We start from the raw sequence: 26139 nt of genomic DNA on the forward strand, positions 1-26139 counted from the left end.
GGTCAGAAGCGCAGGTAGTGGTCCGCAAGCAACGCGGCGAACAGCAATGATAGATACAGGATGGAGAAGCGGAAAGTCCTGCGTGCCAATGCGTCGCTGTAGTCGCGATACAGGCGCCATGCGTAATGGATGAAACGGGCACCGAGCGCAACGGCCGAGGCCAGATAGATCAGCCCGCTCATCTGCGTGGCAAAAGGCAGCAAGGTGACGCCGAACAGGATCAGCGTGTACAGCAGCACCGACAGCCGGGTGTACTCCGACCCGTGGGTGACCGGCAGCATCGGCAGACCGGCACGTGCATAGTCGGCCGTGCGGTAGAGCGCCAGCGCCCAGAAATGCGGCGGTGTCCATGCGAAGATGATCAGAAAGAGCAGCAGCGCATCGCCACTCACGTCGCCGGTGACGGCGGCCCAGCCAAGCACCGGCGGCATCGCCCCCGACGCGCCGCCGATCACGATATTCTGCGGCGTTCTGGGCTTCAGAAACACGGTGTAGACCACGGCGTAGCCGACAAACGTGGCGAGGGTGAGCCACATGGTGAGCGGATTCACCGCCTGATGCAGCACGAACAGCCCGCTGCCTCCGAGCACCGCCGCAAAGCCGGCGACCTCGCGCGGTGCCAGCTCACCACGCGGCAGTGGGCGCGCCCGCGTGCGTGCCATTCGCGCATCGATCCCCTGCTCGATCAGACAGTTCATCGCGGCGGCGGCGCCCGCAACACATGCAATCCCGATCGTTGCGGCGGACACCGTCGCGGCCGATGGCAAACCGTCCGGAACGGCCAGGAACATGCCGATCACTGCACAGAAAACGATCAGCGCATTGACCCGCGGCTTGGTCAGCACGTAGAAGGCATGGAGCCGACTGCTGCCGAGTGCATGGCCCAGGGTGAGGGTTTTCATGAACGCACTCCTTTGTGTAATTTCACCGTCTCAGGCCCTGCGCTGCGAACGTGGCGAAAACGGCAGCAAACGCCCGAGCGCAGCCGGCGCCGGCCGCGCGATCCCGCGAGCCTGCAGACGGAAGTTGATCCAGACCATCAAACCCACCAGCACAGCCGCGCCGGCGTTGTGCATCGCCGCCAGCGGCAGGGGCAGCGAAAGCGCGACGTTGGCGACACCGAGACAGATCTGCATCAGCACCGCAGCAATCAGCGCCACGCCTGCGCCTGCAGTGGGCACCCGTCGTGCCAGCGCCCAGCCCAGCATCAGCAACACCCCGCCGGCAACCAGCGCCCCCAGGCGGTGCGACCAGTGAATGGCGGTCAGCGCAGACAGTGAGAGCAGCTCGCCATCGGCCGTCATCCCCAATTCACGTACGACGTGAAAGGCATTCGCATAGTCGGCCACGGGCCACAGGCTGCCATGGCAGGTCGGAAAATCCGTGCACGCCAGCGCGGCGTAATTGGTGCTGGTCCAGCCGCCCAGCGCAACCTGCACAGCCAGCACCAGCAAACCGGCCCGGGCAGCCCACAGAAGCCGGGGCGGCACGACCTCGCGCCGCGCGCCGGCAACCCGTGCGGCAAGCCACGTAAGCAGAGCCAGCGTCGTCAGCCCACCCAGCAGATGGCCGGTGACGATGGCGGGCTTGAGCAGCAGGGTCACCGTCCACTTCCCGAGCAGGCCCTGAAAGATCACCACCCCCACCAGCAGCGTCGCCACCCACGGTGCGGCCCCCTTGTGACTGCGGTGTCGCCACGCCAGCACCGCAATGCCGATGATCATCAGGCCGAGACTGGCCGCCAGATAGCGATGCACCATCTCCTTCCATGCCTTGGGCAGACTCACCGGCCCGTGGGGATCGGCGGCGTGTGCCCCCAGGATGTCTTCAGCCGCATGGTGAGGCGTGATCTGGCCGTAGCAGCCGGGCCAGTCCGGACATCCGAGGCCGGCATCGGCCAGACGCACGTAGGCGCCGAACACTACAACCACCGCGGTCAGCATCAGCGCCGCGAAGATGAGGCGGCGATATGCGTTCATTCGCGCCCTCCCCGGCCCAGCGCGGAATACTTCAGCAGACGCTGCAAGTCCTTGTTCATTGCACGCGCGGCAGTCGTCGTATCCACCTCATCGGCAAAATGCATCATCACGTTGCCGAGCGGATCGACCATCCATACCGAGCCCGGCGCAGCCGCAGGCAGTGCTGCCAGCCAGGCACTGTCGGCGCGTGCCAGTCGCAGGTCCTCGTGTGTCTCGAGCAGGGCCAAATCGGGCTCAGCTGCATCGGCGAGCAGCCAGACCCGCCCTACCCGGTCCATTTCCTTCGCCTGCGCCACCCGCGCCTGACGCGACACGTAGAGCGCGCGCCCACAGGCCTCGTCGCATGCTGCGGGGGCAACAAGGAGCAAGGTCCATTTGCCCTCGAGTTCGCTGCGCTGCAGGGGCGCCTGTCCGCCCGCGCCTTGCAGCACCGTTGCCGGCAGCCCGGCGGGTGTCAGCAGGTCGCCGTGATTGACCCGTCCCTGAGGCGGCCACACATAGAACATGAGGTAGGACGCGATCACCGGCAGGACGCACACGAAGGCCAGCAGCAGCAGGGTGCGACGCCCCTTGCGCCGGTCGGCGGCTGTCACCGGCGGGCGGGCTTCAGCCACGGGCGAGTCGAGTTGAGCGGTCGTCATCGGATCTCCGTGTAATCAGGCGCCAGGCGGACCAGGCGCTCAGGCAGCCGGCGAGGCCGGCCAGGGCGTACCACTGAAATGCATAGGCATGGTGACGATCGATGCCAGCGGCCGGCTGCGGCCAGTCGCGCACCAGTCCGTCGGCGGCCGGCGAGCGCTGCTGAAGCACCCATGCGGCCAGCAAGGCAGGTGCGACCAGCGCGGCATGGCGGCCCGGGTCGACCTGCTGCCATACCGGCGCCGCTGCCCCGCCACTGTCGGCCGCAAGCATGAACGGCGCGTGCTCGGGCAACCTGAGCACGCCTTCGAGCTGTTGTTCGCCCGCCGGCGCCGGCACCTGGGGCAATTGCCGCCGGTCCCCCGCCGCCACCCAGCCCCGGTTCACCAGGACCGCCCCCGAGCCGTCGCTCAGCAGCAAGGGCGTCAGCACGTGGTAGCCGGCCTGGCCCTGATGCGTGCGGTTGTCGATCAGCCGCGTGGCGTCCTTCAGCCACACGCCTGAGAGCGTCACCGGCTGCCATTCCTCCAGCGTCGCGGTGTCCGCACGCAGCGGCCGTGCCGGCGCCTGCAAGAGCACATCGATGCGCGCCTGCAGCACTTCCTTCTCTGCCGCACGACGCTGCTGCCAGTTGCCCAGCTGCAAGGTGAGCACCATCAGCGCCACACCGGCAAGCAGGGGCAGGATTCGCAGCAGCTGACGCTTCATTGCGCACCTGCACAGAAAACAGGGGACAGCCACGACATTTCGGGCAAAAATGTGGCATCCGCCTTCTGCGTCCGGAGTGCCGACATGCGTATCGTCGTAATCGTGTTCCTCGTCCTGATCCTCGTCAGCCTTGGCAGTGCGCTGGCTTCCATGCTGCGTGAAAAGGGCAGCAGCACGCGCACCGCACGCGCTCTGGCCATCCGGGTCGGCTTGTCGATTACCCTTTTCCTGATGCTGATGGCGGGGTTCGCCACCGGACTCATAGACGGCAAGCTCTGATCACGCATCCTCTGCCATCCTCGCCCTTGCCTCCGTCACAGCCAGTACACGACGATGAAGAGGAAGAGCCACACCACGTCAACGAAGTGCCAGTACCAGGCCGCAGCCTCGAACGCAAAATGATGCTCGGCACTGAAATGCCCCGCGATCGAGCGAAACAGCATCACCGTCAGCATGATCGCGCCCACGGTCACATGCAGGCCGTGGAAGCCGGTGAGCAGGTAGAAGGTCGAGCCGTAGATGCCGCTGTCGAGACGCAGATTGAGCTCGGAGTAGGCGTGGGTATATTCGTAGATCTGCAGCGACAGGAAGATCGCCCCCAGCACCACGGTCGCCAGCAGGCCGAGCTTGAGTTGGCCGCGCGCGCCCTTGAGCAGGCCATAGTGGGCCCACGTCAGGGTTGCTCCTGAAGTCAGCAGGATCAGTGTGTTGATTGCGGGAATGCCCCACGCGCCCATCGGCGTGAAGGCATCTCCCACACGCGGCCCGCTGCTCGGCCAGGCGCCGGTGAAACCCTCCCACAGCAGCGCCTCGTTGTCTCCGGAAGACAAGGACGGCAGGGCAAGCACCCGCACGTAGAACAGTGCACCGAAGAAGGCCGCGAAGAACATCACCTCGGAAAAGATGAACCAGCCCATCGACCAGCGGAAGGACTTGTCCACATTCTTGCCGTATAGCCCGCCCTCTGATTCGCGCACCACCTGGCCGAACCAGCCGAAGAGCATGTAGATCAGGATGGCGATGCCACCAAAGAAGATCCAGGGGCCGGCGCCGACCTTGTTCAGCCACATCGCGGCGCCACTGCCGAAAAGGAGCAGCGCGATCGCGCCAATGATCGGAAACTTCGACGGCTCGGGTACGAAATAGCGTTCCAGTGTTTCGGTCATTGCCGCTTCTCCATGACTAGCTCACCACCCAATTCACCACCGCCACGATGGTGAGCACGAAAATCAGGCCGCCCAGCACGCCGGCGACGATCACCGCCTTCGGGTCCAGCGACGACGCATCGTCGTGGTAGTCCTTGCGCTTGCGAATGCCCACGAAAGACCACAGGACCGCCTTCACGGTACCGATGAAGCCGGCACGAGGCGGCTGACTGCTCACGACTTGTCCGCAAGCGAAGCTTTTGCTGCGTTGCGCCCCTGAATCTCGAAGAAGGTGTAGGACAGCGTGATCGTGGTCACGTCCGCAGGCAGCTTTGGATCGAGCACGAACACCAGCGGCATCGTGCGTTGCTCGCCCGGCGCCAGGGTCTGCTGCGTGAAGCAGAAACAGTCGAGCTTGCGGAAATACTGCCCCGCCACCTGCGGCCCGTAGCTCGGCACCGCCTGCCCGGTAATCGGGCGGTCCCGCTTGTTGCCGACCTCGTATGCGACATGCACCATCTCGCCCGGATGCACCGTCACCGAGCGCTGCTGGGGCTGGAAGCGCCACGGCAGGTCGTGCAGATTGGCATCGAACTGGACGAGCACCGTGCGGGAGCGATCGACCTGGGTGTTCTCCACACTCACCTTGTCCGGCTGCAACAGATTGTTGATCCCGGTTGCTTCGCAGATCTGCTCGTAGAACGGCACGAGCAGAAAGCCGAAGCCGAACATCACTACTGCGGAGATCCCGAGGCGCACGAGCAGGCGACGGTTCTCACCGGCAATCCGGTTGGCACGACGCTCGCGGCTCATTGCCCGAACACCTTGTACTTGATGATGACAATAGTAAAAAAGACGAACGCCACCCCGGCCAGGATGAGCCCGGTCCGCAGGTTTGCATTACGTCGATCGCTTCGTGTCATCAGTTCATCCATATACATTGCAATGGCACGTGAGTGAGAGTTTGGGGCGGAGCCTGCCCTCTCCCGACTCTCCGCTCCGCCCCCCTCTCACTGCAACGCTGTTCATGCCTTGGCCAGCACCGGTGCATCCTCGAAGGTGTGATGCGGAGCCGGCGAAGGCACCGTCCACTCCAGCCCTTCCGCGCCTTCCCACGACTGTGCTTCCGCTTTCTTGCCACCACGGACGCACTTCACGACCGCGGCCAGGAAGATCAGTTGCGACAGTCCGAAACCGAATGCGCCGATGGACGCCATCGCGTTGAAATCGGCAAACTGCAAGGCGTAGTCCGGAATCCGCCGCGGCATGCCTGCCAGCCCGAGGAAGTGCATCGGGAAGAAGGTGATGTTGAAAAACACGATCGAGCACCAGAAATGCAGCTTGCCGAGGAACTCGCTGGGCATGTGTCCCGTCCATTTCGGCAGCCAGTAATAGGCACCGGCGAAAAGGGCGAACAGCGAGCCTGCGACCAGCACGTAGTGGAAGTGCGCAACCACGTAGTAGGTGTCCTGCAGCTGGATGTCGATCGGTGCAACGGCACAGATCAGGCCGGTGAAGCCGCCCATGGTGAACACGAAGATGAAGCCGGTGGCCCACAGCATCGGCGTCTCGAAACTGAGCGAACCGCGCCACATGGTCGCCACCCAGTTGAACACCTTCACGCCGGTGGGCACCGCAATCAGCATCGTCGCGTACATGAAGAACAGCTGCCCGATTGCCGGCATGCCGGTGGTGAACATGTGGTGTGCCCACACGGTGAAGGACAGGATCGCAATCGACGAGGTCGCGTACACCATCGAGGCATAGCCAAACAGCGGCTTGCGCGAAAAGGTCGGAATGATCTGGCTGACAATGCCGAAGGCCGGCAGGATCATGATGTAGACCTCGGGGTGACCGAAGAACCAGAAGATGTGCTGGTACATCACCGGGTCACCGCCACCGGCGGCATTGAAGAAGCTGGTGCCGAAGTGGCGATCGGTCAGGATCATCGTGACCGCCCCTGCCAGCACCGGCATGACCGCAATCAGCAGATAGGCGGTGATCAGCCAGGTCCAGCAGAACAGCGGCATGCGCATCATGTTCATGCCGGGCGCGCGCATGTTGAGCACGGTGACGACGATGTTGATCGCGCCCATGATCGAGCTCACGCCCATGATGTGGATGGCGAAGATCGCCAGATCCATGCCCATGCCCATCTGCACCGAAAGCGGTGCGTACAGCGTCCACCCCGCAGCAGTTGCGCCGCCAGGCACGAAGAACGAACCCAGCAGCAGGATGGCCGCCGGCGGCAGGAGCCAGAAGCTCCAGTTGTTCATGCGCGCGAAGGCCATGTCGCTGGCCCCGATCATCAGCGGGATCATCCAGTTGGCGAAGCCGACGAAGGCCGGCATGATCGCGCCAAACACCATCACCAGACCGTGCATGGTCGTGAGCTGGTTGAAGAACTCTGGCTCCACCACCTGCAGACCGGGCTGGAACAGTTCGGCCCGGATCGTCAGTGCCATCACCCCCCCGGAGAGGAACATGATGAAGCTGAAGATCATGTACATCGTGCCGATGTCTTTGTGATTGGTGGTGGTCACCCAGCGCATCAGGCCGGTGGGACCATGCGCATGACCGTGCGGGGGGTGAACGCCGGGCCGATCGTGAGTCAGTGTATTCATGCACACGCCTCCATTGTCGCGCCCACGCGCGACAGAACCTTGCCATCGGGACCGGGACGGCCCCTACAATCACACTGCAGCGATACGTGCTTCGGCTTCAGCCTCAGCGCGCGGCCACAACATCTGCCGGCTGCACCGCCACGCCCGACTGGTTACCCCAGGCGTTGCGGGTATAGGTGATCACCGCAGCAAGCTCGGCGTCCGACAACTGGCCGCCGAATGCCGCCATCGCGGTTCCCGCCTTGCCCTTCAACACCAGTTCGATCTGGCCGCTTGCATCGCCCGTCACCACGGGCGAGCCATCCAGCGCAGGGAACACCGGCGGCAACCCCTTGCCATCGGCCTGATGGCAGGCAGCACAGTTGGCCGCAAACACCTTCTCGCCGCGCTCGACCAGTTCGGCCAGCGCCCACTCCCGGGCGTCGTCCGCAGAGGCGGTCGTGGCCTGAGCCTGCTGTGATGCGACCCACTCGGTGTATTTCTCGGCCGAGACCACATGCACCTCGATCGGCATGAAGCCGTGGTCCTTGCCGCAGAGTTCGGCACAGTTGCCGCGATAGATGCCTTCCTTGTCGGCGGTGAACCAGGTGTCGCGAATGAAGCCGGGAATCGCATCCTGCTTCACGCCGAAAGCCGGCATCCACCAGGAATGGATCACGTCGGCAGCGGTAACCAGCACGCGGATCTTCTTGCCCACCGGCACCACGACAGGGTTGTCCACCTCAAGCAGATAGGTATCGCCTTTCTGTTCGCCACCGCTGATCTGGGCGCGCGGCGTGGATGAACCGGACAGGAAGCGGATGCCCTCCCCTTCGCCCTGCAGATAGTCGTAACCCCACTTCCACTGATAGCCCGTGGCCTTGATGGTGATGTCGGGGTTGGAGGTGTCCTTCATCGCAATCACGGTCTTGGTGGCGGGCCACGCCATGCCAAGCAGGATCAGCACCGGGATCACGGTCCACGCGATCTCGACCGCCGTGTTTTCATGGAAATTGGCCGCAACCGCACCGCGGGACTTGCGATGGTGAATGACCGACCAGAACATGACACCGAACACCGCGATGAAGATCACCAGGCAGATGATCAGCATCAGGGTATGCATGCTGTAGATCTCTGAAGCGATCCGTGTCACCGGCTGCTGGAGGTTGTAACGGCTCGGCGCATCCTGTGCGAGTACGCCGGAGACGTACCCGAGAAGAAGCGAAGATCCTGCGATACGACCGGCAAAACCCATGTCGACCCCCAGCAAAGAACACGATGAGCAGGTGGATCGATGTTGCCACAGTGAAAATCAGGGTCGCAACATACTTATTTGATAAAAATCAATATGCTGCGACGCAGTATCTGATAACCATCAAGCCGCATAAAGCCCTGTGACGAGTACTCGGGGTTTTCCCGCAGGCATGTTTGCTGCATGACAACAAACTGTGTTTCAGCCCTCCGTTGCCGACAGCTTGCGCCTCAGCAGGCGCATCAGCGCACCAATCAGGGGCAAACGGGCATACAGCTCCTCAGCCGCATCCCAGTAATCGCGATGGACTTCGACGCGCCCAGCTTCGTCGAAGGACAGGTGACTGACGCCGCGAATGACGATCGCCCGGTCGCGCAGATTGAGGTGAAAGTCCCAGGCAAGCATCGCCTGCTGCCCATCGGCAATGATGTTCGTGATCACGAAGCGGGGAGACTCCACGGTATCGAACATGTGCTCGAAGATGCGGGTGATCGCCTTCAGACCCGTAACATCGTTGAACGGGTCCTTGAAACGGGCATTCTCGGCATAGAAGGCGTCGATCTTCCCCAGCAGCAGGGGCGTGAGATTCTCGTAGAACCGCGCCACGTTCTCGGCCGCCGCGCGACAGTCGAAGGAGGTCATTACAAGCCCGTTGCCCGCCGGATGAGCGGAAAGTAGAGGCGCCGCGGCAGGCACTGCAGCAGCTTGAGAAAGCGGGTGAAACGCTTGGGGAAGTGGGTCTCGAACTCACCGCGGGCAAAGCCGGCCATGATCTCGTCGGCCGCCTGCTCGGCGGTGATCAGGGCGGGCATGTGGAAATCGTTCTGCGCCGTCAGCGGCGTCGCCACGAAGCCGGGACTGATCAGGTGCACACCCAGTCCGCGCGGCGCCAGATCCATGTAGAGCGTCTCGGCAAAGTTGATCAGCGCCGCCTTCGACGGCCCGTAGGTGGTGGCATTGGGCAAGCCGCCATAGCCTGCAACCGAGGCCACGATGGCAATTGCCCCCTGCCCGCGTTCGAGCATCCCGGGCACCACCGCGGCCACGCCATCCATGACCCCGAGCAGGTTGATGTTCAGCGTCTTCCGAATGCGCTCCGGTGTCAGCTCCCACGCCCGCAGCGGCTGATAGGTGCCCGCATTCAGAATCACGAGATCGAGCCCGCCCCATTGGGCCAGCAGACGGTCGCGCACGCGCTCGATCTCGCCTCGCCGGGTCACGTCCATGGCCGCGACGACCGCGCCCTCGCACTGCGCGGCCAGCGCATCCAGGCGATCGAGCCCGCGTGCGGACAGCGCCACCCGCGCGCCACCTGCCGCCAGCTTGCGCGCCAGCGCCGCGCCGATGCCGGTCGAGGCGCCGACCAGCCAGACCCGCTGCCCGTGCCAGTCGGTGATCGTCGGATTGAGAGGTGTGAACAAGGCCATCAGCGCGCCCGTTTGTAAAAGGACAGCGTGACCTCGCCGAGGCTCACGCCCCACTTGCTCATCGCCGAGCGGTTCAGCATCACCTTGTCGTCCATCAGGAACATCCAGTCGTCAAAGTCTACGTTGTAGACCTTCCCATCCACGGGTAGTGCCATTACATAGCGCCAGCGCAGTGCGTTTCCGCGCGCCTCGCCGTGCGCCTGGCCGACAACGTCATCTGCCGTGCCGATGTACGACTCGGGGCCACTGCGGGTGATGGTCCATACGCGGCGCTGGGTGCTTCCATCCGAGTAGGTGAAGCGCTCGTCCAGAGTCCCCACGTCGCCCTCCCAGCTGGCCTCGATCACCACCTGGAAGCGCTTGACCACTTCGCCGGCGCGATCCTGGAAGACGCCGTGGGCGTCGATCGTACCGTTGAAGTAGTCGCGCAGATCCAGCACCGGCGTGGTGCCCCGGTACTTTTCGATATCCACGGACGAGCACCCTGCCAGACTCATCAGGCCGGCAAGCAACAGAACCAGTTTTCGCATCATGCTGTTTCTCCATGTTTGGGGGCAGGCTCAATGGCACTGCGCCAGTGCCACAGCAGCCCGATGGCGACGAACTTGAGCGCCACCGGCAGCAAGGCATACACCGTCGCCAGACCCGACAGCGCGTCGGCGCTGCGCACGCCCGGCGCATAGCCGAGCCAGCCGAGCAGCGGCAGCGAAAGGCCGGCCGCCAGCGCCAGATTGGCCTTGGTCACGAAGTTCCACCAACCGAACCACGACCCGGCACGTGCATCGCCGGAATCGCCCTCGCCAGCCAGCAGATCGGCGAGCATGGACGGCGGCATCGCCAGATCGGCGCCAAGTGCCATGCCGGAAAGAATGCAGATTGCCGCATAGGCCGTGGTCTCGCCGGCGCCGAGCAGGCTTGCCCACGCAAACACCAGCACTGCCAGCACCATGCCGGCGAGCCAGGTCTGCAGTTTGCCGATACGCCGCGACAGGCTCGCCCACGCCGGCAGGCTGAGCGCGGCGCTGAGGAAATAGAGCACCAGGAAGAGCCCGGCCAGCTGAGGGGCCTGCAGCACGTCGGCAACGAAGAACAGGACCGTTGCCGACGGGATGGCCGCCGCGATTCCGTTGGCAGCGAACACCAGCAGCAGCTTCCTGAAGGGTCGGCATGACAGCGCCGCCAGCAGGCCGGCCAGTACAGGCTGGCGCATGTGCCGCCGCGGTGGCGCAAGCGGGGCAGCGAGCAGGGTCCATCCGCCACAGAGCATGAGCAGCGGAATGAACAGCCACGCCATGCGTGACAGGCCCTGCGCCTCCCCTCCTTCGGCCGCAAGCAGCCCGGGCAGTGCCGCCGCCATCACCACACCGAACAGGGCAAAAGCCTCGCGGCTGGCCACGACCCGGGTGCGCAGCGCACGCGTGGGCGCGACTTCCGCCCCCCACGCGTTGTAGGCGATGGTGGCCACCGAGTAGGCGAGCGACACCAGCGTGACCAGCACCGCCAGCCACAGCGCCCCTGCACCTTGCGGCGGCACCAGCAGGCCGAACATGCCCACTGCGAGCAAGGGCATCGCCGACAGCACCAGCAGGCGACGACCCGCGAGCCGGTCGCTGAGCCAGCCGATCAGCGGGTCGGAGACCGCATCGAAGACTCTCACCCCGAGCAGCACGAAGCCGACAGTCGCCAGCGAAAGCCCGAGGCTGTCCGCATAGAGTCGCGGCACATACACGTAGATCGGCAGTGCCGCGAATGCAAGCGGCAAGCCCAGCGCACCATAGGCGAGAATGGCGGAACGACCGAATCCCGCGTCGGCGGCGCTCATTCTGCAGCGCCCGTGCTTCCCAGCAGACGCTCACGCAAGCCGGGCTCGCGCGTGCGACGGTCCAGCCAGATGGCGAAGAAGGCGCGCGCAAGATCAGGATCGGTAAGCGCGGCCGTGGGCTTCCCTTCATGCCAGAACCGGGCACCTGCCCCCGGCTGCCTGAGGCCCACCAGCGTTTCGCCCGCCGCAACCGAGGGCAGCGCGCGCGCCAGCATCTCGCGCCAGCGTGCAAGGCGCGTTTCGTCTGCGAAACCCATCCGTCGCATCTCGTCGATACTGGTATCGACCAGGCGCTCGCCCTCGATGTCTCGTGCATAACGGATGGCGAGTGCGAAGGCAGTGTCTTCTGACCAGGCTGCGCCGGCTGGCACCCACAGGGCCGCATCGTAGACCTTGAACCCGAACCAGCGCATTTCCCCGCTGCCGAGCGGGCGCATTGCCCCGGTCACGGCTTGCACGTGGGCCGTTACCGCCTCCGGTAGCGGTACGTGGCCCGGCAGCGCAGCACGCGCCGGGCCGACCTGCAGCCAGAAACCGAGCAGGACGATGGCGATTACGGGCATGACTGCACGCATGACTCAGCGCGCCGCCGCGTGGGAGAAGGTGTAATGACGCACATCGATGTCGCCGGTATTGAAGCCCGCCTCGCAGTAGGCGAGGTAGAAGCGCCACATGCGAATGAAGCGATCAGGAAAGCCCAATGCCTTGACCTCGGCAACACGCGTCTCGAAGGTCTCGCGCCAGCGCGCCAGCGTGCGCCCATAGTCCGGCCCGAAGGCAAAGTCGTCCACCACGTCGAGCCCAACGCGCCCGGCCTGCTGCTGCACCACCGCGGGGCTGGGCAGCATGCCGCCCGGGAAGATGTGGCGCTGGATGAAATCGGTGCCGCGACGGTAGCGCGCAAACAGTTCGTCGGCGATGGTGATCGACTGCACAACACAGCGTCCGCCAGGCTTGAGCAGCGCCGAGAGCTGCCTGAAATAGGTGGGCCAGAAGCGCTCGCCGACGGCTTCGATCATCTCGATCGACACGATATGGTCGTACTGTCCCTTCACGTCGCGGTAATCGCACAGCTCGAGCTGCACCCGGTCGGAGAAACCGCCGCGCTCTGCGCGCTCGCGTGCATGTGCGAGCTGCGACGGCGACAGCGTCAGCCCCAGCACCCGACAGCCAAACTCGGTTGCCGCCACCTCGGCGAAACCACCCCAGCCACAGCCGATCTCGAGGATGATCTGCCCCGGGCGGACATCGAGTTGCTGCAGGATGCGGCGGTACTTGCGCTGCTGGGCCGCCTCGAGCGCCTCATCCGGATGCTCGAACACGGCGGCCGAATAGGTCATGCCCGGGTCGAGCCACAGTTTGTAGAAGTCGTTGCCAAGATCGTAATGGGCCTCGATGTTGCGCTTCGAGCCCGTACGCGTGTTTGCCCGCAGCAAATGGGTGAGGCGGTGCCCGATCAGACGCAGTACCCGCCCGTAGATCGCCTTCTTGAGCTGTTCGCGGTTCGACGACAGCAGCGTGAGCAGCCCCGTCAGATCCTCGGTGCCCCAGTCCCCATCCATGTAGCTTTCGGCAAAACCGATGTCACCACGCGCCAGCGCCTCGCTGAACACCGCGTGGTCACGAACCCGCAGATGGGCGACGAGTTGGCCGTGTCCCGCCCGCAGATGCTGGTTGTCCGGCAGCTCAAGCGCCAGCGCGCCGCCTTCGAGGCGGTCGAACATTTCAAGCGCCAGCCGCGTCGCGCGCGGCAAGTGGCCGAGGGATTCGAGCGCCACGGGGCGCACGGCATTGTCGACGGCGTTCATCAGGAGGTCTCCTCGATCGGCGGCAGCGGCTTGCGGTGAAAACTCACCCGTTTCAGCGCAAGTCGCAAGGCCTGCCAGTGGATACGGGCAACGACGCCCAGGGTCATGAAGGGGTAGCGCAGCAGCCATTTGCGCATCGCGCCACCGGTCAGTGCCTGCGCACGACCACCAACGCGGGTTGTGAGCTGTTGCTCGCCACCGTCCCAGTAATCGATCGCGACCGCATGCACCGCGCCGCGGCTCTCGAAGCGGAAGCGGTATTCGCCACGCACCGGAAAGAAGGGGGAAACATGGAAAACCTTGCTGGCGCGCAACTCGTCGCCATGCTCGATCGGGCGGCAATCCGGGTGATGGACAAGGTAGTTGTGGTGCTCGCCAAAGGTATTGCTGACCTCGGCCAGCACCACGCGCAGCTTTCCTGCGGCGTCATGGCAACACCAGAAGCTGACCGGATTGAACACGTAGCCGAGGACGCGCGGCATGGTCTGCAGCACCACCTCGCCGTCGCACACCTCGGCCAGGCCGTGATGCCGAAGGATCTCGCGCATCCAGGGCAGGAGGGGTGAGCCATCGCGGCGACCATGGTCTCGCGACAGGAAGGCGAACACGTTGAAGCGGTCGATACCGAGCAGCGGCACGCTGAGCCGGTCGACACTGCCGAGCGGCAATCGCAGGAAGGCCGTCGGATAGACAAAGCGGTTGCGAGCGCCGACGTGACGCTCGTGCATCACCGCACCGAAGCACACGGTGGCGTCGAGCGGACCGGCCACGCCCGGTGCGGCGGCCGCTTTCATGCCCCCGCTCCGCTGTGGGCCGGCGCAGTGTCCGCATGCCACGGAATCTCGGCGCCCAGCCCTTCGGCAACGGTAACAGCCGACTTCAGCCCGTCTTCGTGAAAACCATAGCCCGTCCACGCGCCGGCGAACCAGCTGCGGTTCCGCCCCTGAATGCTGGGCAGCGCCGCCTGTGCGTCGATCGCTGCCTGGTCGAAAACCGGGTGCGCGTAGTGGATGGTGCGCAGAATCCTGTCCGCGCGCGGCGGCCGGAACGGGTTGAGTGACACCACCACCGGCGTATCGAAAGGCAGCGGCTGCAAGCGGTTGATCAGATAGCTCACCGACACCGGTCGCGCGTCGACCGCGCCTGCACCGGCAAGATAGTTCCACGCCGACCACACCTTGCGCCGACGCGGCAGCAGTGCTTCGTCGGTATGGACCACGGCAGTATTGGCCTGATAGCTGACGCCACCGAGTACGCGGCGCTCCGCAACACTGGCGTTATCGCCAAGCAGGGCGAGCGTTTGGTCGCTGTGGCAGGCAAACACCACGTCATCGAAACGCTCCACGCCGGCACGGGAATGCACCCACACACCGTCCTCGTCTCGATCCACCCGCAGCACCGGCGAAGCGGCACGTACGTCCTTGAGCGCGACGATGATCTTCTCTACATAGCTGCGTCCGCCGCCGCGCACCGTCATCCACTGCGGACGATCGAGCACCTGCAGCAGCCCATGGTTGTGGCAGAAGCGCACAAAGGTGGCGAGCGGGTAGGCGAGCATGGTGCTGGTCGGACATGACCAGATCGCGGCCGCCATCGGCAACAGATACCAGTCGCGGAAAGGCGTACCGTAGCGTTCGCGCTGCAGGAACTCACCCAGACTGAGTGCCGGCATCGAGCCCTCTGCAGCCATCCGGGTCGTGTCGCGGTTGAATCGCATGATGTCGCGCAACATGCCCAGGAAGGAGGGGCGCAGCAGGTTGCGGCGCTGGGCAAACACGGTACCGAGGTCGGAGCCGGCCCACTCGATGGCGGGCGACTCGAGACTGACCCCGAAGCTCATCTCGCTCTCGACCGACTCGACCCCCAGATGCTCGAACAAGGCGCACAGGTTCGGATACGTGCGACGGTTGAACACCAGAAAGCCGGTATCCACGGGATGCGTCACCCCTTCCACCGTCACGTCGATGGTGTTGGTATGGCCGCCAACATAGCCCGCTGCCTCAAACAGGGTGACCTGATTTCGCGGCGACAGCAGCCAGGCGGCACCCAGTCCGGCAATACCGCCGCCGACCACCGCGATGCGGCGGCTGCCGCCGGTGATCACCCGTTCGATTTCACCCATGCGCATGGGCAGGGCCCTCCGGATTCTCGCCCTCGATCAGCGCATAGGCAGAGTGGTTGTGAATCGACTCGAAATTCTCCGACTCGACCGTCCACGCTGCGATGCGTTGGTCCGCACGCAGGCGCAGGGCGATGTCGCGAACCAGATCCTCGACGAACTTCGGATTGTCGTAGGCGCGCTCGGTCACCCACTTTTCGTCCGGCCGCTTGAGCAGGCCAAACACTTCGCAGGAGGCTTCCTCCTCGGCAATCCGCACCAGGTCGAGAACATCGAGATCGGCACGCAGACGCGCGGAAATGCTGATGTGCGAACGCTGGTTGTGAGCGCCGTAGTCGGAGATCTTCTTCGAGCACGGGCACAGGCTCGTGACCGGCACGACCACCTTGATCGTGGTCTGAAGGTCGCCACCGGGCGACTGCTCCACGACAAGCCGGACATCCAGATCGAGCAGGCTGCCGACGCCCGACACCGGCGCGGTCTTGTACATGAACCAGGGGAAGGCCGCCTCGATTCTCCCCGAGAGTGCTTCCAGGCGCTCCAGCATCGCGGCGAACAGACCGCGCAGACCTGCCAGATCGAGCGCCTCGCGCTCGGCCTCCAGCAGTTCGACGAAACGCGACATGTGCGTACCCTTGACCTCGGGAGGCAGCCCGACCGTCATCTCGATCGTGGCAACGGTGTGCTGCACCCGGCCGTCGTCGCCCGCAAGGGTGAGCGGATAGCGCAGGCCACGGACGCCGACATGCTGGATGGCAAGCGCACGCTCGTCGCGGCTGGCCTGAACGTCAGGCAGAAAGAACTTGTCGGGTGCGTTCATGCTCGCTCCTGAAGAAATGAAGTCAATGAAGAATCAGGGCCGCGCGTCGAGCAGACGCTCGATCGCGCTGACCAGAATCGGGCTCTCGGGGCTGACCTGGGTGGAAAAGCTGCTCACCCGCGATCCGCTGCGGTCGACGAGATACTTGTGAAAATTCCACCGCGGACGCTCGCCGGAAAGATCGGCCAGCTTCAGGTAAAAAGGGTTGGCCTGCGGTCCGGACACCTTGCTGCGGGCAAACATCGGAAACTGAACGCCGTAAGTCGTGCGGCAGAAATCCGCGATGTCGGCGTTCTCGCCCGGCTCCTGATTGAAATCGTTGGACGGGAAGCCAATTACGACCAGCCCGCGCGCCGCGTACTTCCGGTTGAGACGCTCCAGCCCGTCGTACTGGTTCGTGTAGCCGCAATAGCTCGCGGTATTGACGACCAGCAACACCTTGCCTGCGTACTGACACAACGACTGCGGCGACGCATCCTGCAGTCGGGGAAAGGCATGGTCGAGCAGAGCCGGACATGCCGACGGCGCTGCCATTGCCGGCATCACGGCCGTCAGCAGCATGCTTCCGAAGAGCATTTTCAACCGGCCAGTCATCACTTGACGACGCCCTGGATACCAGCATCGGAGCGATGGATGAAAATCATCAGCTCAAGATCGTTTCCAGCCCTTTTGTCCATGACAGACTGCGTAGACAAGGTTTCTGGCGCAGTAGCACGCTCCAGACCCGTGCTGCCCGCAAATGCCCCGAACGAAACGAAGACAGCAGCTGCAATCAGCACAGGAGCCGGTCGTTTTCCCGTCGTGTGTTGCGCTTCCTTGTTCATGGCCATTGTCCTAGACAAATGAGTTCGATGACCCTAAGATAGATTCAACGAAACAACTTGTCAACGGTTTGTCCACGACAAAATGAAAACCTCACCGAACACCGAAACCGAGTTGAGCATCGCCGCGGTCGAACGCGATACCGGACTTTCCAAGGACACCCTGCGGGTCTGGGAACGCAGATACGGCTTTCCCACACCCAAGCGGGACAGCAATGGCGAACGGCTCTACCCGCAGCACCAGGTAGACAAGCTGCGCCTGATCAGGCGCCTGCTCGACACTGGACACAGACCGTCTCGAATCATCTCCGCCACGCCGGAGGAACTCGGCGCATTGCTCGATGCGCACCGAAACAAGGCGAGTTCGCCGGAACAGGCGGTGCGGGAGCAGGCGTTGCTTCAGTACGTGCGCCTGCACCGCAGCAGCGAACTGGTGTCGGGCCTGCATCAGGCACTGATGAAACAGGGCCTGCAGCGCTTCGTCCTCGAAACCATCTCTCCGCTCAACGAAGCCGTGGGCGAAGGCTGGATGCGGGGCGAGATCGACGTGCCGGAAGAACATCTGTATACCGAGCAGGTGCAGAACGTGCTCCGCAGCGCCATTGGCGCCAATGCAGTTTCGGGCGGACATCCGCGCGTGCTGCTCACGACCTTCCCGGACGAGCATCACATCCTCGGCCTGCTGATGGCGGAGGCCACGCTGGTTCCGGAAGGCGCGTCCTGCGTCTCGCTCGGCACCCGCACGCCGCTGGCGGACATTCGCGGCGCTGCGGTCAGCGGCAATTTCGATATCGTCGGCCTGTCCTTCAGCATTGCCTACCCGGCCCGTCAGGCCATCGAAGGCCTGATCGAACTTCGCGCTGCGCTCCCCGAGCACATCACGATCTGGGCAGGTGGCGCAGCGGTCAAGGGCAAGCAGCGCCGTCTGCCAGGCATCCGGGTGATCAACGGCCTGACCGACACCGTGACTGCACTGCACGAGTGGCGCGCCGCCCATCCCGGCTGAATCCGGGTCCATTGCCCGCCCCGTGCGCGGCTTTCGCCCTCACCCCAGGCACATTCGTGCAAACGTGGCACGACGCGCTCCTCCCGACCGCCGACAGTGCGCCCCGTGCGACGCAACGCAGAACGCTTCGGACTGAAACGCGGCGCGTTATAGACTGTGCATCGGAGAGGCATTCGTTGCACATAACAAAGGGAGACGACCCACATGCTTTACCCAGAGCTCTTCCGCACCCTCGAGTCCGCGCGCTGGAACATGGCTGAGGACATACCCTGGTCCGACTTCGACCCCGCGCTGCTGACGGACGAACAGGCGGTGACGATCAAGATGAATGCGATCACCGAATGGTCGGCGCTCCCCGCCACCGAGATGTTCCTGCGCGACAACAGCACCGACTCCGACTTCGCTGCCTTCATGTCGATCTGGTTCTACGAAGAGCAGAAGCACTCACTGGTGCTGATGGAATACCTGCGCCGCTTCCGCCCCGACCTGCAGCCGACCGAAGCCGAACTCGACGCCGTACGTTTCGAGTTCGACCCCGCGCCGCCGCTCGAGACGCTGATGCTGCACTTCTGCGGCGAGGTCCGCCTCACCCAGTGGTACCGTCGGGCGGCCGAGTGGCATACAGAACCGGTCATCAAGAACATTTACGATCACATCTCACGCGATGAGGCGCGCCACGGCGGGGCCTATCTGAAGTACATGAAGCGCGCCATTGAGCGTAGCGGCGATGAAGCCCGGCGGGCCTTCGCCAAACTCGGCGTCCTGATGGCCAACTCCTCGCGCAGCGCCCGCCCCCTGCACCCCACCAACCTGCACGTGGCGCAGCAGTTCTTCCCCCGCGACACCGTGCAGTCGCGCGTACCCGACCCCGACTGGCTGGAGCACTGGCTCGACACGCAGATCGACTTCGACCGTGACTGCGAGGCGCGGGTGGTCGGCGGCATCCTGCGCAACCTGTCCAGCCTGTTCGGACAGAAGTTCGACACCGTCAGTGAGCTCAATCGCTACCGCAAGTCGCTCGCCTGAGCGGTGGTCGCACGCGGGTTTCGGCCCCCCGATACCCGCCACCGCCCCCGCCAATGATGGAGGGACAGACGCCCCCGGGGAACTCCCCGACTTGCCCGCGCGCCCCGTGCTCGCCCACAATGATGCACTCCTGCGCATTGTGCTGACGGAGACCTGTCCTGCCCACTGTCACTCCCACGTCATTCGAAGTCATCGGCGGCCTGATCGGCGGGCTAGGCCTGTTCCTGCTCGGCATGCATTTGCTCACCGACGGCCTCAAGCTGGCCGCAGGCCGGGCCCTCGAAGACATGCTCGAGCGCTGGACCTCGACGCCACTGCGCGGCCTCTGCGCCGGCATGCTGATCACCACGCTGGTCCAGTCCTCGAGTGCGGTGACCGTGGCCGGCATCGGCTTCGTCAACGCCGGTCTCCTGTCGCTCAGGAATGCCTTGTGGGTCATTTTCGGCTCCAACGTGGGCACCACCATGAACGCATGGCTGGTCGCCGCGCTGGGGTTCAGCTTCAAGATCGACGCCTTTGCCCTGCCCTTTGTCGGCATCGGTGCGGTCCTGATGCTGGCCACGAGTCGCATGCGCCCGCGGGCGCTTGGCCAGGCGCTTTCCGGATTCGGCGTCCTCTTCCTCGGCATCGACGTGCTCAAGGACACGTTTTCGGCATTCGGCAGCGGAATCGACCTGCAGCAGTTCATCATGCCCGGACTCGCCGGATGGGTCATGCTGGTCGCCATCGGCACCGTCATCACCATCCTGATGCAGGCCTCCGGCGCAGCCATCGCCATCATCATCACCGCCGCACAGACCGGGCTGATGAGCACCGAGGCCGCCTGCGCCATGGTCATCGGCACCAATATCGGCACCACCTCGACCGCCATCCTGTCGGCCATCGGCGCCACTGCCAACGCCCGCCGTCTGGCCGCGGCCCATGTGTTCTTCAACCTCGTCACCGGCGCGGTCGCACTCATGCTGCTGCCGCTGCTGATCGGCCTCCTCGGGGTGCTCAGCGAGTGGCTGGAGAAACCGGCGACCCCGGCTGTGATGATTGCAATGTTCCACACCACCTTCAACCTTCTCGGCGTCGCCTTGATGGTGCCGGCGGCGAAGTTCCTGCTCAGCTTCCTGTCGGCGCGCTTCCGGCGCAGCGACGAGGAAAGCGCGCGTCCCCAGCACCTGGACGCCAACTCGGTGAGCGTGCCCGACCTCGCGCTGCGGGCGCTGCGCATGGAACTCGGACGAACCCATGTGCTGGCCGGAAACTGCCTGCGTGCCGTCATTCACAGCCCACCCGACACGCCACTCGTCTCGCGTAACGGCGACGCCTTCGTCGCACTCACCACGGCCATCGGCAGTTACACGCGCGGCGTCACGACCACGAGCCTTCCGCTGGCCCTCGCTGAAGCACTCGCCCGCAATCTGCGTGCGCTCCAGTACCAGGAAAGCGCGGTGGATGCCGCGCGCTCGGCAGCGGAACTCGGCGAAGCGCTGGGTCTGCCGCCCGCACATGGCATCGACGAGGCGTTTGCACATTTTCGCGATGCCGCCAGTGAACTCGCCGACGCCAGCATGCCGGGAAAGCCTGGTTTCCACAGCGAAGACATCGAAAGACTGCTCGGCAGTGCCGAGACCCGTTACGCCGCCCTCAAGGAGGCCCTGCTTGTCGCCGGCGCGCATGCGCACCTCGATATCCGCAGCATGCAGGACTGGCTGCGCCTTGCGAGCCTGCTCAGGCGTGCGACCGAACAGATCGCAAAGTCCGCGCGGACCCTGGCAGCCCTGGAAGAAGGCCTGCCCCAGCCTGTCCTCGAACACCGCGGCGACGACGAGAACGGTAACGACCGATGACCGGCATGACTCCGGCCTATGTCGGGCGCTTCGCGCCCTCGCCCAGCGGTCCGCTCCACTTCGGCTCGCTGGTCGCCGCACTCGGCAGCTGTCTCGATGCCCGCCACCACGGCGGCAAGTGGCTGCTGCGCATCGAGGACGTCGACACCCCGCGCACCGTCCCCGGTGCAGCAGACGCGATTCTGGCCACACTGGAACGGTTCGGCTTCGCGTGGGATGGTGAGGTGGTCTGGCAAAGCCGGCGCACCGACGCCTATCACGCCGCGCTCGAACAGCTCAAACGCAGCAGTGCCGTTTTTCCCTGCGCCTGCACCCGTCGCGAAATGGCCGACTCCGCGCTCGCCCGCGACGGTTCCCGGCGCTACCCCGGAACCTGTCGCGACGGACTGCCGCCAGGACGCAGCGCCCGCGCCTGGCGTGTACGCGCCGACGGCGTGATCCGCTTCGACGATGCGGTGCAAGGCCCGCAGCAGGAGGACCTCGCGCGTGATGTCGGCGATTATGTCGTGCTGCGCGCGGACGGCCTGTTTGCCTACCAGCTTGCCGTCGTCGTCGATGATGCCGCCGCCGGCATCACGCATGTCGTGCGCGGCGCCGACCTGCTCGACTCCAGCGCACGCCAGACCCACCTGCAACACCTTCTCGGCGTACCGCAACCCGCCTACGCCCATCTGCCGGTCGCAACCAATGACGCAGGCGAGAAGCTGTCGAAGCAGACGCTTGCCCGCGCCATCGAGGACCATCCACCCTCCATTGCACTGGTCGCGGCCCTCGCCTTTCTCGGACAGGATCCGCCACCTGAACTCGGGCAGGCTGCGCTGGACGAGGTCTGGTCGTGGTCACGCGCGCACTGGCGGCTGGACAAGGTGCCGCGCCTGAGACAAGCCATCGCCCCACTCTTCTGACAAGGATCGACCCATGCTCGGCACCGATACCGAAGTGAAACAGCTGCTCGAATCGACGCGGACCATCGCCGTGGTCGGCATCTCGGCAAAACCCGAGCGCGCCAGCCACGAGGTGGCCCTCTACCTGCAGCATCACGGCTACACGATCGTCCCGGTCACCCCCGCCTGCGACGAAGTGCTGGGCCTGAAGTGCTACCCCAGCCTGCGCGAGGTGCCGGTGAAGATCGACCTGGTCGATGTGTTCCGACGTTCGGAGGAAGTCTTGCCGGTGGTGGAAGATGCCGTCGCAGTCGGCGCCCGTGCGGTCTGGCTGCAACTGGGCGTCATTGCCCCCGAAGCCATCGCCCTGGCAGAAACCGCCGGCCTGAGCACGGTCATGGATCGCTGCACCAAGATCGAACACCGCCGCCTGCTGACAGGTGGATGATTCGAAGCCACCGCACTCATGATCATGTTCGCTACCGCCCATGTAACCGCGCAATTTTTTGTGGAGTGCTTTTGCGAAACAATGTAGCGCAGCGAAATTCACAAAAGCGCGTAGCAAAAAATTGTCCAGTTGACATGCTTGTTAGCTTTTCACGCAAATGCCTATATTTCCTTCAGTTTAACGTGAATTTCCATTTCTACATGCCCATCAATTCTTGCATCGTTCAGATAACGCTCTAACATCGGAAAATTATCTGGCTCAAATCCACTATCAGGCAGCCAATCAGAGTAGATACTCAATTGAGCCTTAATTGTTTCCTCCGGACTACCTTTAAAATAGAGTACAGCGTACTTACCCTTTGGTATTTCAGATAGTGAAAATGGTTGCTTAACTTGTATATTTTCACCAATCACAACTGAAGCAGTGTAGCGACATTTATCAACCGGCGTAACTGTTGGGTTATCAAAAGCAAAAGCAAATCGCCTTTGTTCATCTTGCTTTATCCCGTTGTTAGATGCCCAATCTATGAGCTTATCCCATGCCTCATATATTGCTTCAGGCTCATAGCCACGCTGCGACGCTAAAGTGCATACACGCTGGCGATCAAGCTCTCTTACTTCAATGTTCATATTTTTATCCTCTAACAGGATGTTGATTTAATAGGTTTTCCAGCATCCATGCGGGTTGTGAGGCTGATATAATTACATCTGCATTAAGAAACTGATTATTCTCATGCGCGGCATCGACCATAAACAGAACGCCCTGTTCAGCTACGTCAATATCGAAGACCGCATTGACCGGGATCATCCGTTGCGCCGGATCAAAACGCTGGCCGATATGGTTCTGCGCACGATGTCGCCGCAATTCGATGCGTTGTATGCCGATGGTGGCCGCCCGTCGATTGCACCGGAACGCTTGTTGCGGGCGTCGCTGTTGCAATGTCTGTTTTCGATTCGCTCGGAGCGTGCGCTGGTCGAGCATATCGATTTCAACATGATGTTCCGGTGGTTCGTCGGCATGACGCTGGACGAGCCGGTCTGGGATCACTCGACGTTCAGCGCCAATCGCGAGCGGCTCCTCAAGGAGAGCGTGATGCGCGAGTTCTTCGGTGGCGTGGTGGCGATCGCCGAATGGGCCGAGCTGGTGTCGGACGAGCATTTCAGTGTCGACGGCTCGCTGTTGCGGGCGTGGGCCTCGCACAAGAGCATGATGGCCCGGGACGGCTCCGACGAGCCGCCCGGACCGGATCAGGGACGCAACCCCGAGGTGGACTTTCGCGGCAAGAAGCGCTCGAACAAGACGCACGTCTCGCGCACCGACCCGCAGGCCCTGCTCGCCAGCAAGGGCGGCGGCGTGGCGTACCTGAGCTACACCACGCATGCGTTGGCCGAGAATCGTCACGGTCTGATCGTCGATGTCCACACTACGACCGCCACCGGAACCGCTGAGCGTGAGGCGGCGTTGGTGATGGCCAGGCGCAGCATCAAGCCCGGCAATTCGGCGCACAAGCCGACGCTGGCGGCCGACCGGGGGTACGACACCGCCGAGTTCATCGCCGCGCTCGAGCCGCTGGGCATTGCCCCGCATGTCGCGGCCAAGGTCAAGGGCAGCGCCGTGCCCAATGAGGTGAAGTCGTCCCCCGGTTACGCGGTCAGCCTGCGCCGACGCAAGATGATCGAAGAGGCCTTTGGCTGGGCGAAGGATATCGGCACGCTGCGCCATGCGATGGCGCGTGGGCTGGATCGAATCCGTGCGCATGCGTTGCTCAATTTCTCGGCTTATAACCTGACGAGATTGGGCAATCTGCTGGCGCCGTAATTCGCGGGCGCCCTGGCGCCCTGCGGATGGGAAACGTTGTAGTCGAAAAACCATGTCTTTGCGGCGACAGGAGCGCTGCTGATTTGCGGTAGCACAATCGACGGAAAAGTCAGCTTGAATCGGCATGATCACGGGGAAAGCGGGCGATTTTCAAAGTCGATTTTTCCCAGGGGACTGGAAACCGAAGGTGAACCCGAGATTTTCAACACCCTGCTAAGTTAAGTACATTCATCACTTCATTTGTGACGCGAGAAGGATACAAATCAGAGGGTTTAAAATCTTTTCCATACTTGCTGGATATTTTTCCAATCTTGCTATCCTTAACCTTATCGGGATTACGTATTTCTGACGGACTAAAGCCAAAATGCAGCTTCACTGCTTTTGAAAAATTGGCACTTGACGAAAAACCGGTATCTAAAGCGACCTGAGTAACGGATAGTTCAGTTTTAAAGATTAATAAGTTGACTGCTCGTTCAAGCCTTCGCCTCACGATGTAATCATTTACCGTCTCACCTACAATAGCTGTAAAAATTCGGTGAAAGTGATATGCCGAAAAATGACTTACATTTGCCACTTCAGCCAGTGAAATTTTGTTATCCAGATTCGCTTCAATGTATTGAATTACTCTTTCTATACGCTTCTTGTATTCTTTATTCATAGATACCTAATTAGGAATACTGCAAAGATACTCAAAGGAAGCTAACAGGGTGATGCAAAAGTCAGTGAACGATCCATCAAGCTGCTTGTCATAGAACCATCTCCAAACTCCTTGTACTGCAACGATGCGCGGCCAACTCGACCCCCAGTCCTCGATGTTCCATTATTTCTCGCCGGAATCGCGTGTGCCTGCCGATCATCCGCTGCGACGGGTGAAGCGTTTGGCGGATCGAGCCCTTGGTTTGATTTGCGCGGAATTGGATGCGCTTTACTCGTCGGTCGGCCGTCCGTCGATTCCGCCAGAGCGTCTGCTCAAGGCGCAATTGCTGATCGCGCTGTATTCGGTTCGCTCCGACCGGCAGTTCTGCGAACAACTCGACTACAACATCCTGTTCCGCTGGTTCCTCGACATGGATCTCGAGAGTCCGACGCTGGACCAATCGAATTTCAGCCGTCTGCGTGAGCGCCTGGTCGCCACTGACGTAGCCCGACGCTTCTTCGACGAGGTCGTCAATCTGGCCCGGAAGCAGAATCTGCTGTCCTCGGACCATTTCACGGTAGACGGCACGCTGATCGACGCCTGGGCCTCGTTCAAGAGCTTCAAACGCAAGGACGGGACCCCGCCCAATGACGGTGATGATGGCACGGGGATGGTCGACTTCAAGGGCGAGAAGCGCTCGAACGCCACGCATCAAAGCACAACGGACCCCGAGTCCCGCCTCATGAGAAAGGGCAACGGCCAGCCGGCCAAACTCAGCTACGGCGGACATGTGCTCATGGAAAATCGCAACGGGTTGTGCGTCGATATCCTCATCACCGAATCGATTCAGGCCGAGCACCGTGCGGCCCGGCAGTTGCTCACGCGAGCGCGACGCAGGCACATTCACCCCGAGACACTGGGTGCGGACAAGGGCTATCACGTGAAGGCGTTCGTCGAGCATCTGCGCGAGCATCAGATCCGTCCGCACATTGCACGCATCAAGGGTCGGAAGACACCTGGACTGGATGGGCGAACCACCCGGACCGAGGGCTACCGGGTCAGCCAGCGAAAGCGAAAGCGCGTTGAGGAAATATTCGGCTGGTTGAAAACGGTCGGCGGGTTGAGAAAAACCCGCTTCATCGGCCAGGCGAAGACCCAGATGGCGGCCTTTATTTCCGGCGCTGCATACAACCTGCTCCGAATCGCGAAATTGAGCGTTACGGAGGTAAAGGCATGAGTGCAGGCGCACAAAATAGCCTTCGCGGCCGCCGTTGCGGCCACGAAGGCTATTCGAAAGTGGCGAGAAAGCTATTTCGGAAAACGATGTCACGATGAAATT

At 63.1% G+C, this 26139-nt stretch carries 31 protein-coding genes; 8 read left to right on the forward strand and 23 right to left on the reverse strand.

Going from position 1 to position 26139, the window contains the following annotated elements; genetic code table 11:
- Positions 1 to 2 precede the first annotated feature (2 nt).
- From cyoE to CEW87_RS04240, 4 genes are read right to left on the reverse strand one after another with little or no spacing between them, the layout of a single operon-like run.
- Entirely contained in the window at positions 3 to 902 is a 900-nt protein-coding gene (cyoE, locus tag CEW87_RS04225; RefSeq protein ID WP_108971601.1) for a heme o synthase, read from the reverse strand.
- 30 nt (positions 903 to 932) lie between these two features.
- On the reverse strand, positions 933 to 1979 hold the full coding sequence (locus CEW87_RS04230; RefSeq protein WP_108971602.1) for a COX15/CtaA family protein: 1047 nt from the start codon (positions 1977 to 1979) through the stop codon (positions 933 to 935).
- A complete protein-coding gene (locus CEW87_RS04235; protein WP_234421662.1) occupies positions 1976 to 2620 on the reverse strand; it encodes a hypothetical protein in 645 nt (214 codons plus the stop codon). Before CEW87_RS04235 ends, CEW87_RS04230 begins: the two co-directional genes overlap by 4 nt.
- Positions 2586 to 3326 carry an SURF1 family protein gene (locus CEW87_RS04240; RefSeq protein ID WP_108971603.1) on the reverse strand — a complete coding sequence of 247 codons (741 nt, stop codon included), beginning with the start codon at positions 3324 to 3326 and terminating at the stop codon, positions 2586 to 2588. The genes CEW87_RS04235 and CEW87_RS04240 overlap by 35 nt, the downstream gene beginning before the upstream one ends.
- An 84-nt stretch (positions 3327 to 3410) precedes the next feature.
- Between CEW87_RS04240 and CEW87_RS04245 the strand changes: the two genes are divergently transcribed.
- Positions 3411 to 3605 carry a twin transmembrane helix small protein gene (locus tag CEW87_RS04245; protein WP_108949713.1) on the forward strand — a complete coding sequence of 65 codons (195 nt, stop codon included), beginning with the start codon at positions 3411 to 3413 and terminating at the stop codon, positions 3603 to 3605.
- Positions 3606 to 3640: 35 nt separating this feature from the next.
- Here the strand turns inward: CEW87_RS04245 and CEW87_RS04250 are convergent, their stop codons facing one another.
- The 17 genes from CEW87_RS04250 to CEW87_RS04325 form a co-directional block, all read right to left on the reverse strand.
- Positions 3641 to 4492 (reverse strand): cytochrome c oxidase subunit 3, encoded by an 852-nt coding sequence (locus tag CEW87_RS04250; protein ID WP_108971604.1) that lies wholly within the window; start codon positions 4490 to 4492, stop codon positions 3641 to 3643.
- Between the two features lie 16 nt (positions 4493 to 4508).
- Positions 4509 to 4709, reverse strand: a complete 201-nt coding sequence (locus CEW87_RS04255) for a DUF2970 domain-containing protein (protein WP_108971605.1) — start codon at positions 4707 to 4709, stop codon at positions 4509 to 4511.
- Positions 4706 to 5284 (reverse strand): cytochrome c oxidase assembly protein, encoded by a 579-nt coding sequence (locus CEW87_RS04260; protein ID WP_108971606.1) that lies wholly within the window; start codon positions 5282 to 5284, stop codon positions 4706 to 4708. Before CEW87_RS04260 ends, CEW87_RS04255 begins: the two co-directional genes overlap by 4 nt.
- Complete coding sequence (locus tag CEW87_RS22995) at positions 5281 to 5412, reverse strand: cytochrome oxidase small assembly protein (protein WP_420094128.1); 132 nt, start codon at positions 5410 to 5412, stop codon at positions 5281 to 5283. Before CEW87_RS22995 ends, CEW87_RS04260 begins: the two co-directional genes overlap by 4 nt.
- An 84-nt stretch (positions 5413 to 5496) precedes the next feature.
- Positions 5497 to 7095: a cytochrome c oxidase subunit I gene (gene ctaD / locus CEW87_RS04265; RefSeq protein ID WP_108971607.1), complete on the reverse strand. Its 1599-nt coding sequence runs from the start codon at positions 7093 to 7095 to the stop codon at positions 5497 to 5499.
- 103 nt (positions 7096 to 7198) lie between these two features.
- On the reverse strand, positions 7199 to 8329 hold the full coding sequence (coxB, locus tag CEW87_RS04270; protein WP_108971608.1) for a cytochrome c oxidase subunit II: 1131 nt from the start codon (positions 8327 to 8329) through the stop codon (positions 7199 to 7201).
- 198 nt (positions 8330 to 8527) lie between these two features.
- Positions 8528 to 8968 (reverse strand): nuclear transport factor 2 family protein, encoded by a 441-nt coding sequence (locus tag CEW87_RS04275; protein ID WP_108971609.1) that lies wholly within the window; start codon positions 8966 to 8968, stop codon positions 8528 to 8530.
- Positions 8968 to 9753, reverse strand: coding sequence for an SDR family NAD(P)-dependent oxidoreductase (locus tag CEW87_RS04280; protein ID WP_108971610.1), 786 nt, complete (start codon positions 9751 to 9753; stop codon positions 8968 to 8970). The genes CEW87_RS04275 and CEW87_RS04280 overlap by 1 nt, the downstream gene beginning before the upstream one ends.
- Entirely contained in the window at positions 9753 to 10283 is a 531-nt protein-coding gene (locus CEW87_RS04285) for a DUF3833 domain-containing protein (RefSeq protein ID WP_108976913.1), read from the reverse strand. Before CEW87_RS04285 ends, CEW87_RS04280 begins: the two co-directional genes overlap by 1 nt.
- Positions 10283 to 11575 (reverse strand): MFS transporter, encoded by a 1293-nt coding sequence (locus CEW87_RS04290; RefSeq protein WP_108971611.1) that lies wholly within the window; start codon positions 11573 to 11575, stop codon positions 10283 to 10285. The genes CEW87_RS04285 and CEW87_RS04290 overlap by 1 nt, the downstream gene beginning before the upstream one ends.
- Positions 11572 to 12138 (reverse strand): chalcone isomerase family protein, encoded by a 567-nt coding sequence (locus CEW87_RS04295; RefSeq protein WP_108976915.1) that lies wholly within the window; start codon positions 12136 to 12138, stop codon positions 11572 to 11574. The genes CEW87_RS04290 and CEW87_RS04295 overlap by 4 nt, the downstream gene beginning before the upstream one ends.
- Positions 12139 to 12153: 15 nt before the next feature.
- A complete protein-coding gene (locus tag CEW87_RS04300) occupies positions 12154 to 13383 on the reverse strand; it encodes an SAM-dependent methyltransferase (protein WP_108971612.1) in 1230 nt (409 codons plus the stop codon).
- A complete protein-coding gene (locus CEW87_RS04305) occupies positions 13383 to 14177 on the reverse strand; it encodes a DUF1365 domain-containing protein (protein ID WP_108971613.1) in 795 nt (264 codons plus the stop codon). The genes CEW87_RS04300 and CEW87_RS04305 overlap by 1 nt, the downstream gene beginning before the upstream one ends.
- Positions 14174 to 15511: an NAD(P)/FAD-dependent oxidoreductase gene (locus CEW87_RS04310; protein ID WP_108971614.1), complete on the reverse strand. Its 1338-nt coding sequence runs from the start codon at positions 15509 to 15511 to the stop codon at positions 14174 to 14176. Before CEW87_RS04310 ends, CEW87_RS04305 begins: the two co-directional genes overlap by 4 nt.
- Positions 15498 to 16322 carry a GTP cyclohydrolase FolE2 gene (gene folE2 / locus CEW87_RS04315; protein WP_108971615.1) on the reverse strand — a complete coding sequence of 275 codons (825 nt, stop codon included), beginning with the start codon at positions 16320 to 16322 and terminating at the stop codon, positions 15498 to 15500. Before folE2 ends, CEW87_RS04310 begins: the two co-directional genes overlap by 14 nt.
- Positions 16323 to 16355: 33 nt before the next feature.
- Positions 16356 to 16898: a glutathione peroxidase gene (locus tag CEW87_RS04320; protein ID WP_234421663.1), complete on the reverse strand. Its 543-nt coding sequence runs from the start codon at positions 16896 to 16898 to the stop codon at positions 16356 to 16358.
- 17 nt (positions 16899 to 16915) lie between these two features.
- Positions 16916 to 17146: a hypothetical protein gene (locus tag CEW87_RS04325; protein WP_159098081.1), complete on the reverse strand. Its 231-nt coding sequence runs from the start codon at positions 17144 to 17146 to the stop codon at positions 16916 to 16918.
- Between the two features lie 82 nt (positions 17147 to 17228).
- Here CEW87_RS04325 and CEW87_RS04330 point away from each other — a divergent pair, with 82 nt between their 5' ends.
- The 5 genes from CEW87_RS04330 to CEW87_RS04350 all read left to right on the forward strand — a co-directional run bounded on the left by CEW87_RS04330 (position 17229) and on the right by CEW87_RS04350 (position 22345).
- Complete coding sequence (locus CEW87_RS04330; protein WP_108971618.1) at positions 17229 to 18149, forward strand: MerR family transcriptional regulator; 921 nt, start codon at positions 17229 to 17231, stop codon at positions 18147 to 18149.
- A 204-nt stretch (positions 18150 to 18353) separates the two neighbouring features.
- Positions 18354 to 19175 (forward strand): ferritin, encoded by an 822-nt coding sequence (locus tag CEW87_RS04335; protein ID WP_108971619.1) that lies wholly within the window; start codon positions 18354 to 18356, stop codon positions 19173 to 19175.
- Between the two features lie 233 nt (positions 19176 to 19408).
- Positions 19409 to 21013 (forward strand): Na/Pi cotransporter family protein, encoded by a 1605-nt coding sequence (locus CEW87_RS04340; protein ID WP_108971620.1) that lies wholly within the window; start codon positions 19409 to 19411, stop codon positions 21011 to 21013.
- On the forward strand, positions 21010 to 21918 hold the full coding sequence (gluQRS, locus tag CEW87_RS04345; RefSeq protein WP_199917114.1) for a tRNA glutamyl-Q(34) synthetase GluQRS: 909 nt from the start codon (positions 21010 to 21012) through the stop codon (positions 21916 to 21918). Before CEW87_RS04340 ends, gluQRS begins: the two co-directional genes overlap by 4 nt.
- A 13-nt stretch (positions 21919 to 21931) precedes the next feature.
- Positions 21932 to 22345, forward strand: coding sequence for a CoA-binding protein (locus CEW87_RS04350; RefSeq protein WP_108971621.1), 414 nt, complete (start codon positions 21932 to 21934; stop codon positions 22343 to 22345).
- 161 nt (positions 22346 to 22506) lie between these two features.
- Here CEW87_RS04350 and CEW87_RS04355 read toward each other — a convergent pair whose 3' ends face one another.
- Positions 22507 to 22974, reverse strand: a complete 468-nt coding sequence (locus CEW87_RS04355; RefSeq protein ID WP_199917115.1) for an AraC family transcriptional regulator — start codon at positions 22972 to 22974, stop codon at positions 22507 to 22509.
- A gap of 103 nt (positions 22975 to 23077) precedes the next feature.
- Between CEW87_RS04355 and CEW87_RS04360 the strand changes: the two genes are divergently transcribed.
- Entirely contained in the window at positions 23078 to 24163 is a 1086-nt protein-coding gene (locus tag CEW87_RS04360) for an IS5 family transposase (protein ID WP_075146924.1), read from the forward strand.
- Between the two features lie 202 nt (positions 24164 to 24365).
- On the opposite strand, the gene CEW87_RS04365 is transcribed toward CEW87_RS04360, so the two are convergent.
- Complete coding sequence (locus CEW87_RS04365) at positions 24366 to 24821, reverse strand: helix-turn-helix domain-containing protein (protein WP_199917116.1); 456 nt, start codon at positions 24819 to 24821, stop codon at positions 24366 to 24368.
- A 124-nt stretch (positions 24822 to 24945) separates the two neighbouring features.
- Between CEW87_RS04365 and CEW87_RS04370 the strand changes: the two genes are divergently transcribed.
- The gene (locus tag CEW87_RS04370) at positions 24946 to 26037 is read left to right on the forward strand and encodes an IS5 family transposase (RefSeq protein ID WP_108971474.1); all 1092 of its coding nucleotides are present in this window, start codon (positions 24946 to 24948) and stop codon (positions 26035 to 26037) included.
- Positions 26038 to 26139: the final 102 nt, after the last annotated feature.

This window comes from Parazoarcus communis, from assembly GCF_003111665.1.
GTDB lineage: Bacteria > Pseudomonadota > Gammaproteobacteria > Burkholderiales > Rhodocyclaceae > Parazoarcus > Parazoarcus communis_B.

What these genes read in the sequence shown, in the direction of transcription:
- cyoE (WP_108971601.1), bottom strand. Translation starts at nt 902, where the DNA reads ATGAAAACCCTCACCCTGGGCCATGCACTCGGCAGCAGTCGGCTCCAT.
- CEW87_RS04230 (WP_108971602.1), bottom strand. Translation starts at nt 1,979, where the DNA reads ATGAACGCATATCGCCGCCTCATCTTCGCGGCGCTGATGCTGACCGCG.
- CEW87_RS04235 (WP_234421662.1), bottom strand. Translation starts at nt 2,620, where the DNA reads ATGACGACCGCTCAACTCGACTCGCCCGTGGCTGAAGCCCGCCCGCCG.
- CEW87_RS04240 (WP_108971603.1), bottom strand. Translation starts at nt 3,326, where the DNA reads ATGAAGCGTCAGCTGCTGCGAATCCTGCCCCTGCTTGCCGGTGTGGCG.
- CEW87_RS04245 (WP_108949713.1), top strand. Translation starts at nt 3,411, where the DNA reads ATGCGTATCGTCGTAATCGTGTTCCTCGTCCTGATCCTCGTCAGCCTT.
- CEW87_RS04250 (WP_108971604.1), bottom strand. Translation starts at nt 4,492, where the DNA reads ATGACCGAAACACTGGAACGCTATTTCGTACCCGAGCCGTCGAAGTTT.
- CEW87_RS04260 (WP_108971606.1), bottom strand. Translation starts at nt 5,284, where the DNA reads ATGAGCCGCGAGCGTCGTGCCAACCGGATTGCCGGTGAGAACCGTCGC.
- CEW87_RS22995 (WP_420094128.1), bottom strand. Translation starts at nt 5,412, where the DNA reads ATGTATATGGATGAACTGATGACACGAAGCGATCGACGTAATGCAAAC.
- ctaD (WP_108971607.1), bottom strand. Translation starts at nt 7,095, where the DNA reads ATGAATACACTGACTCACGATCGGCCCGGCGTTCACCCCCCGCACGGT.
- coxB (WP_108971608.1), bottom strand. Translation starts at nt 8,329, where the DNA reads ATGGGTTTTGCCGGTCGTATCGCAGGATCTTCGCTTCTTCTCGGGTAC.
- CEW87_RS04275 (WP_108971609.1), bottom strand. Translation starts at nt 8,968, where the DNA reads ATGACCTCCTTCGACTGTCGCGCGGCGGCCGAGAACGTGGCGCGGTTC.
- CEW87_RS04280 (WP_108971610.1), bottom strand. Translation starts at nt 9,753, where the DNA reads ATGGCCTTGTTCACACCTCTCAATCCGACGATCACCGACTGGCACGGG.
- CEW87_RS04285 (WP_108976913.1), bottom strand. Translation starts at nt 10,283, where the DNA reads ATGCGAAAACTGGTTCTGTTGCTTGCCGGCCTGATGAGTCTGGCAGGG.
- CEW87_RS04290 (WP_108971611.1), bottom strand. Translation starts at nt 11,575, where the DNA reads ATGAGCGCCGCCGACGCGGGATTCGGTCGTTCCGCCATTCTCGCCTAT.
- CEW87_RS04295 (WP_108976915.1), bottom strand. Translation starts at nt 12,138, where the DNA reads ATGCCCGTAATCGCCATCGTCCTGCTCGGTTTCTGGCTGCAGGTCGGC.
- CEW87_RS04300 (WP_108971612.1), bottom strand. Translation starts at nt 13,383, where the DNA reads ATGAACGCCGTCGACAATGCCGTGCGCCCCGTGGCGCTCGAATCCCTC.
- CEW87_RS04305 (WP_108971613.1), bottom strand. Translation starts at nt 14,177, where the DNA reads ATGAAAGCGGCCGCCGCACCGGGCGTGGCCGGTCCGCTCGACGCCACC.
- CEW87_RS04310 (WP_108971614.1), bottom strand. Translation starts at nt 15,511, where the DNA reads ATGCGCATGGGTGAAATCGAACGGGTGATCACCGGCGGCAGCCGCCGC.
- folE2 (WP_108971615.1), bottom strand. Translation starts at nt 16,322, where the DNA reads ATGAACGCACCCGACAAGTTCTTTCTGCCTGACGTTCAGGCCAGCCGC.
- CEW87_RS04320 (WP_234421663.1), bottom strand. Translation starts at nt 16,898, where the DNA reads ATGCTCTTCGGAAGCATGCTGCTGACGGCCGTGATGCCGGCAATGGCA.
- CEW87_RS04325 (WP_159098081.1), bottom strand. Translation starts at nt 17,146, where the DNA reads ATGAACAAGGAAGCGCAACACACGACGGGAAAACGACCGGCTCCTGTG.
- CEW87_RS04330 (WP_108971618.1), top strand. Translation starts at nt 17,229, where the DNA reads ATGAAAACCTCACCGAACACCGAAACCGAGTTGAGCATCGCCGCGGTC.
- CEW87_RS04335 (WP_108971619.1), top strand. Translation starts at nt 18,354, where the DNA reads ATGCTTTACCCAGAGCTCTTCCGCACCCTCGAGTCCGCGCGCTGGAAC.
- CEW87_RS04340 (WP_108971620.1), top strand. Translation starts at nt 19,409, where the DNA reads ATGCATTTGCTCACCGACGGCCTCAAGCTGGCCGCAGGCCGGGCCCTC.
- gluQRS (WP_199917114.1), top strand. Translation starts at nt 21,010, where the DNA reads ATGACCGGCATGACTCCGGCCTATGTCGGGCGCTTCGCGCCCTCGCCC.
- CEW87_RS04350 (WP_108971621.1), top strand. Translation starts at nt 21,932, where the DNA reads ATGCTCGGCACCGATACCGAAGTGAAACAGCTGCTCGAATCGACGCGG.
- CEW87_RS04355 (WP_199917115.1), bottom strand. Translation starts at nt 22,974, where the DNA reads ATGAACATTGAAGTAAGAGAGCTTGATCGCCAGCGTGTATGCACTTTA.
- CEW87_RS04360 (WP_075146924.1), top strand. Translation starts at nt 23,078, where the DNA reads ATGCGCGGCATCGACCATAAACAGAACGCCCTGTTCAGCTACGTCAAT.
- CEW87_RS04365 (WP_199917116.1), bottom strand. Translation starts at nt 24,821, where the DNA reads ATGAATAAAGAATACAAGAAGCGTATAGAAAGAGTAATTCAATACATT.
- CEW87_RS04370 (WP_108971474.1), top strand. Translation starts at nt 24,946, where the DNA reads ATGCGCGGCCAACTCGACCCCCAGTCCTCGATGTTCCATTATTTCTCG.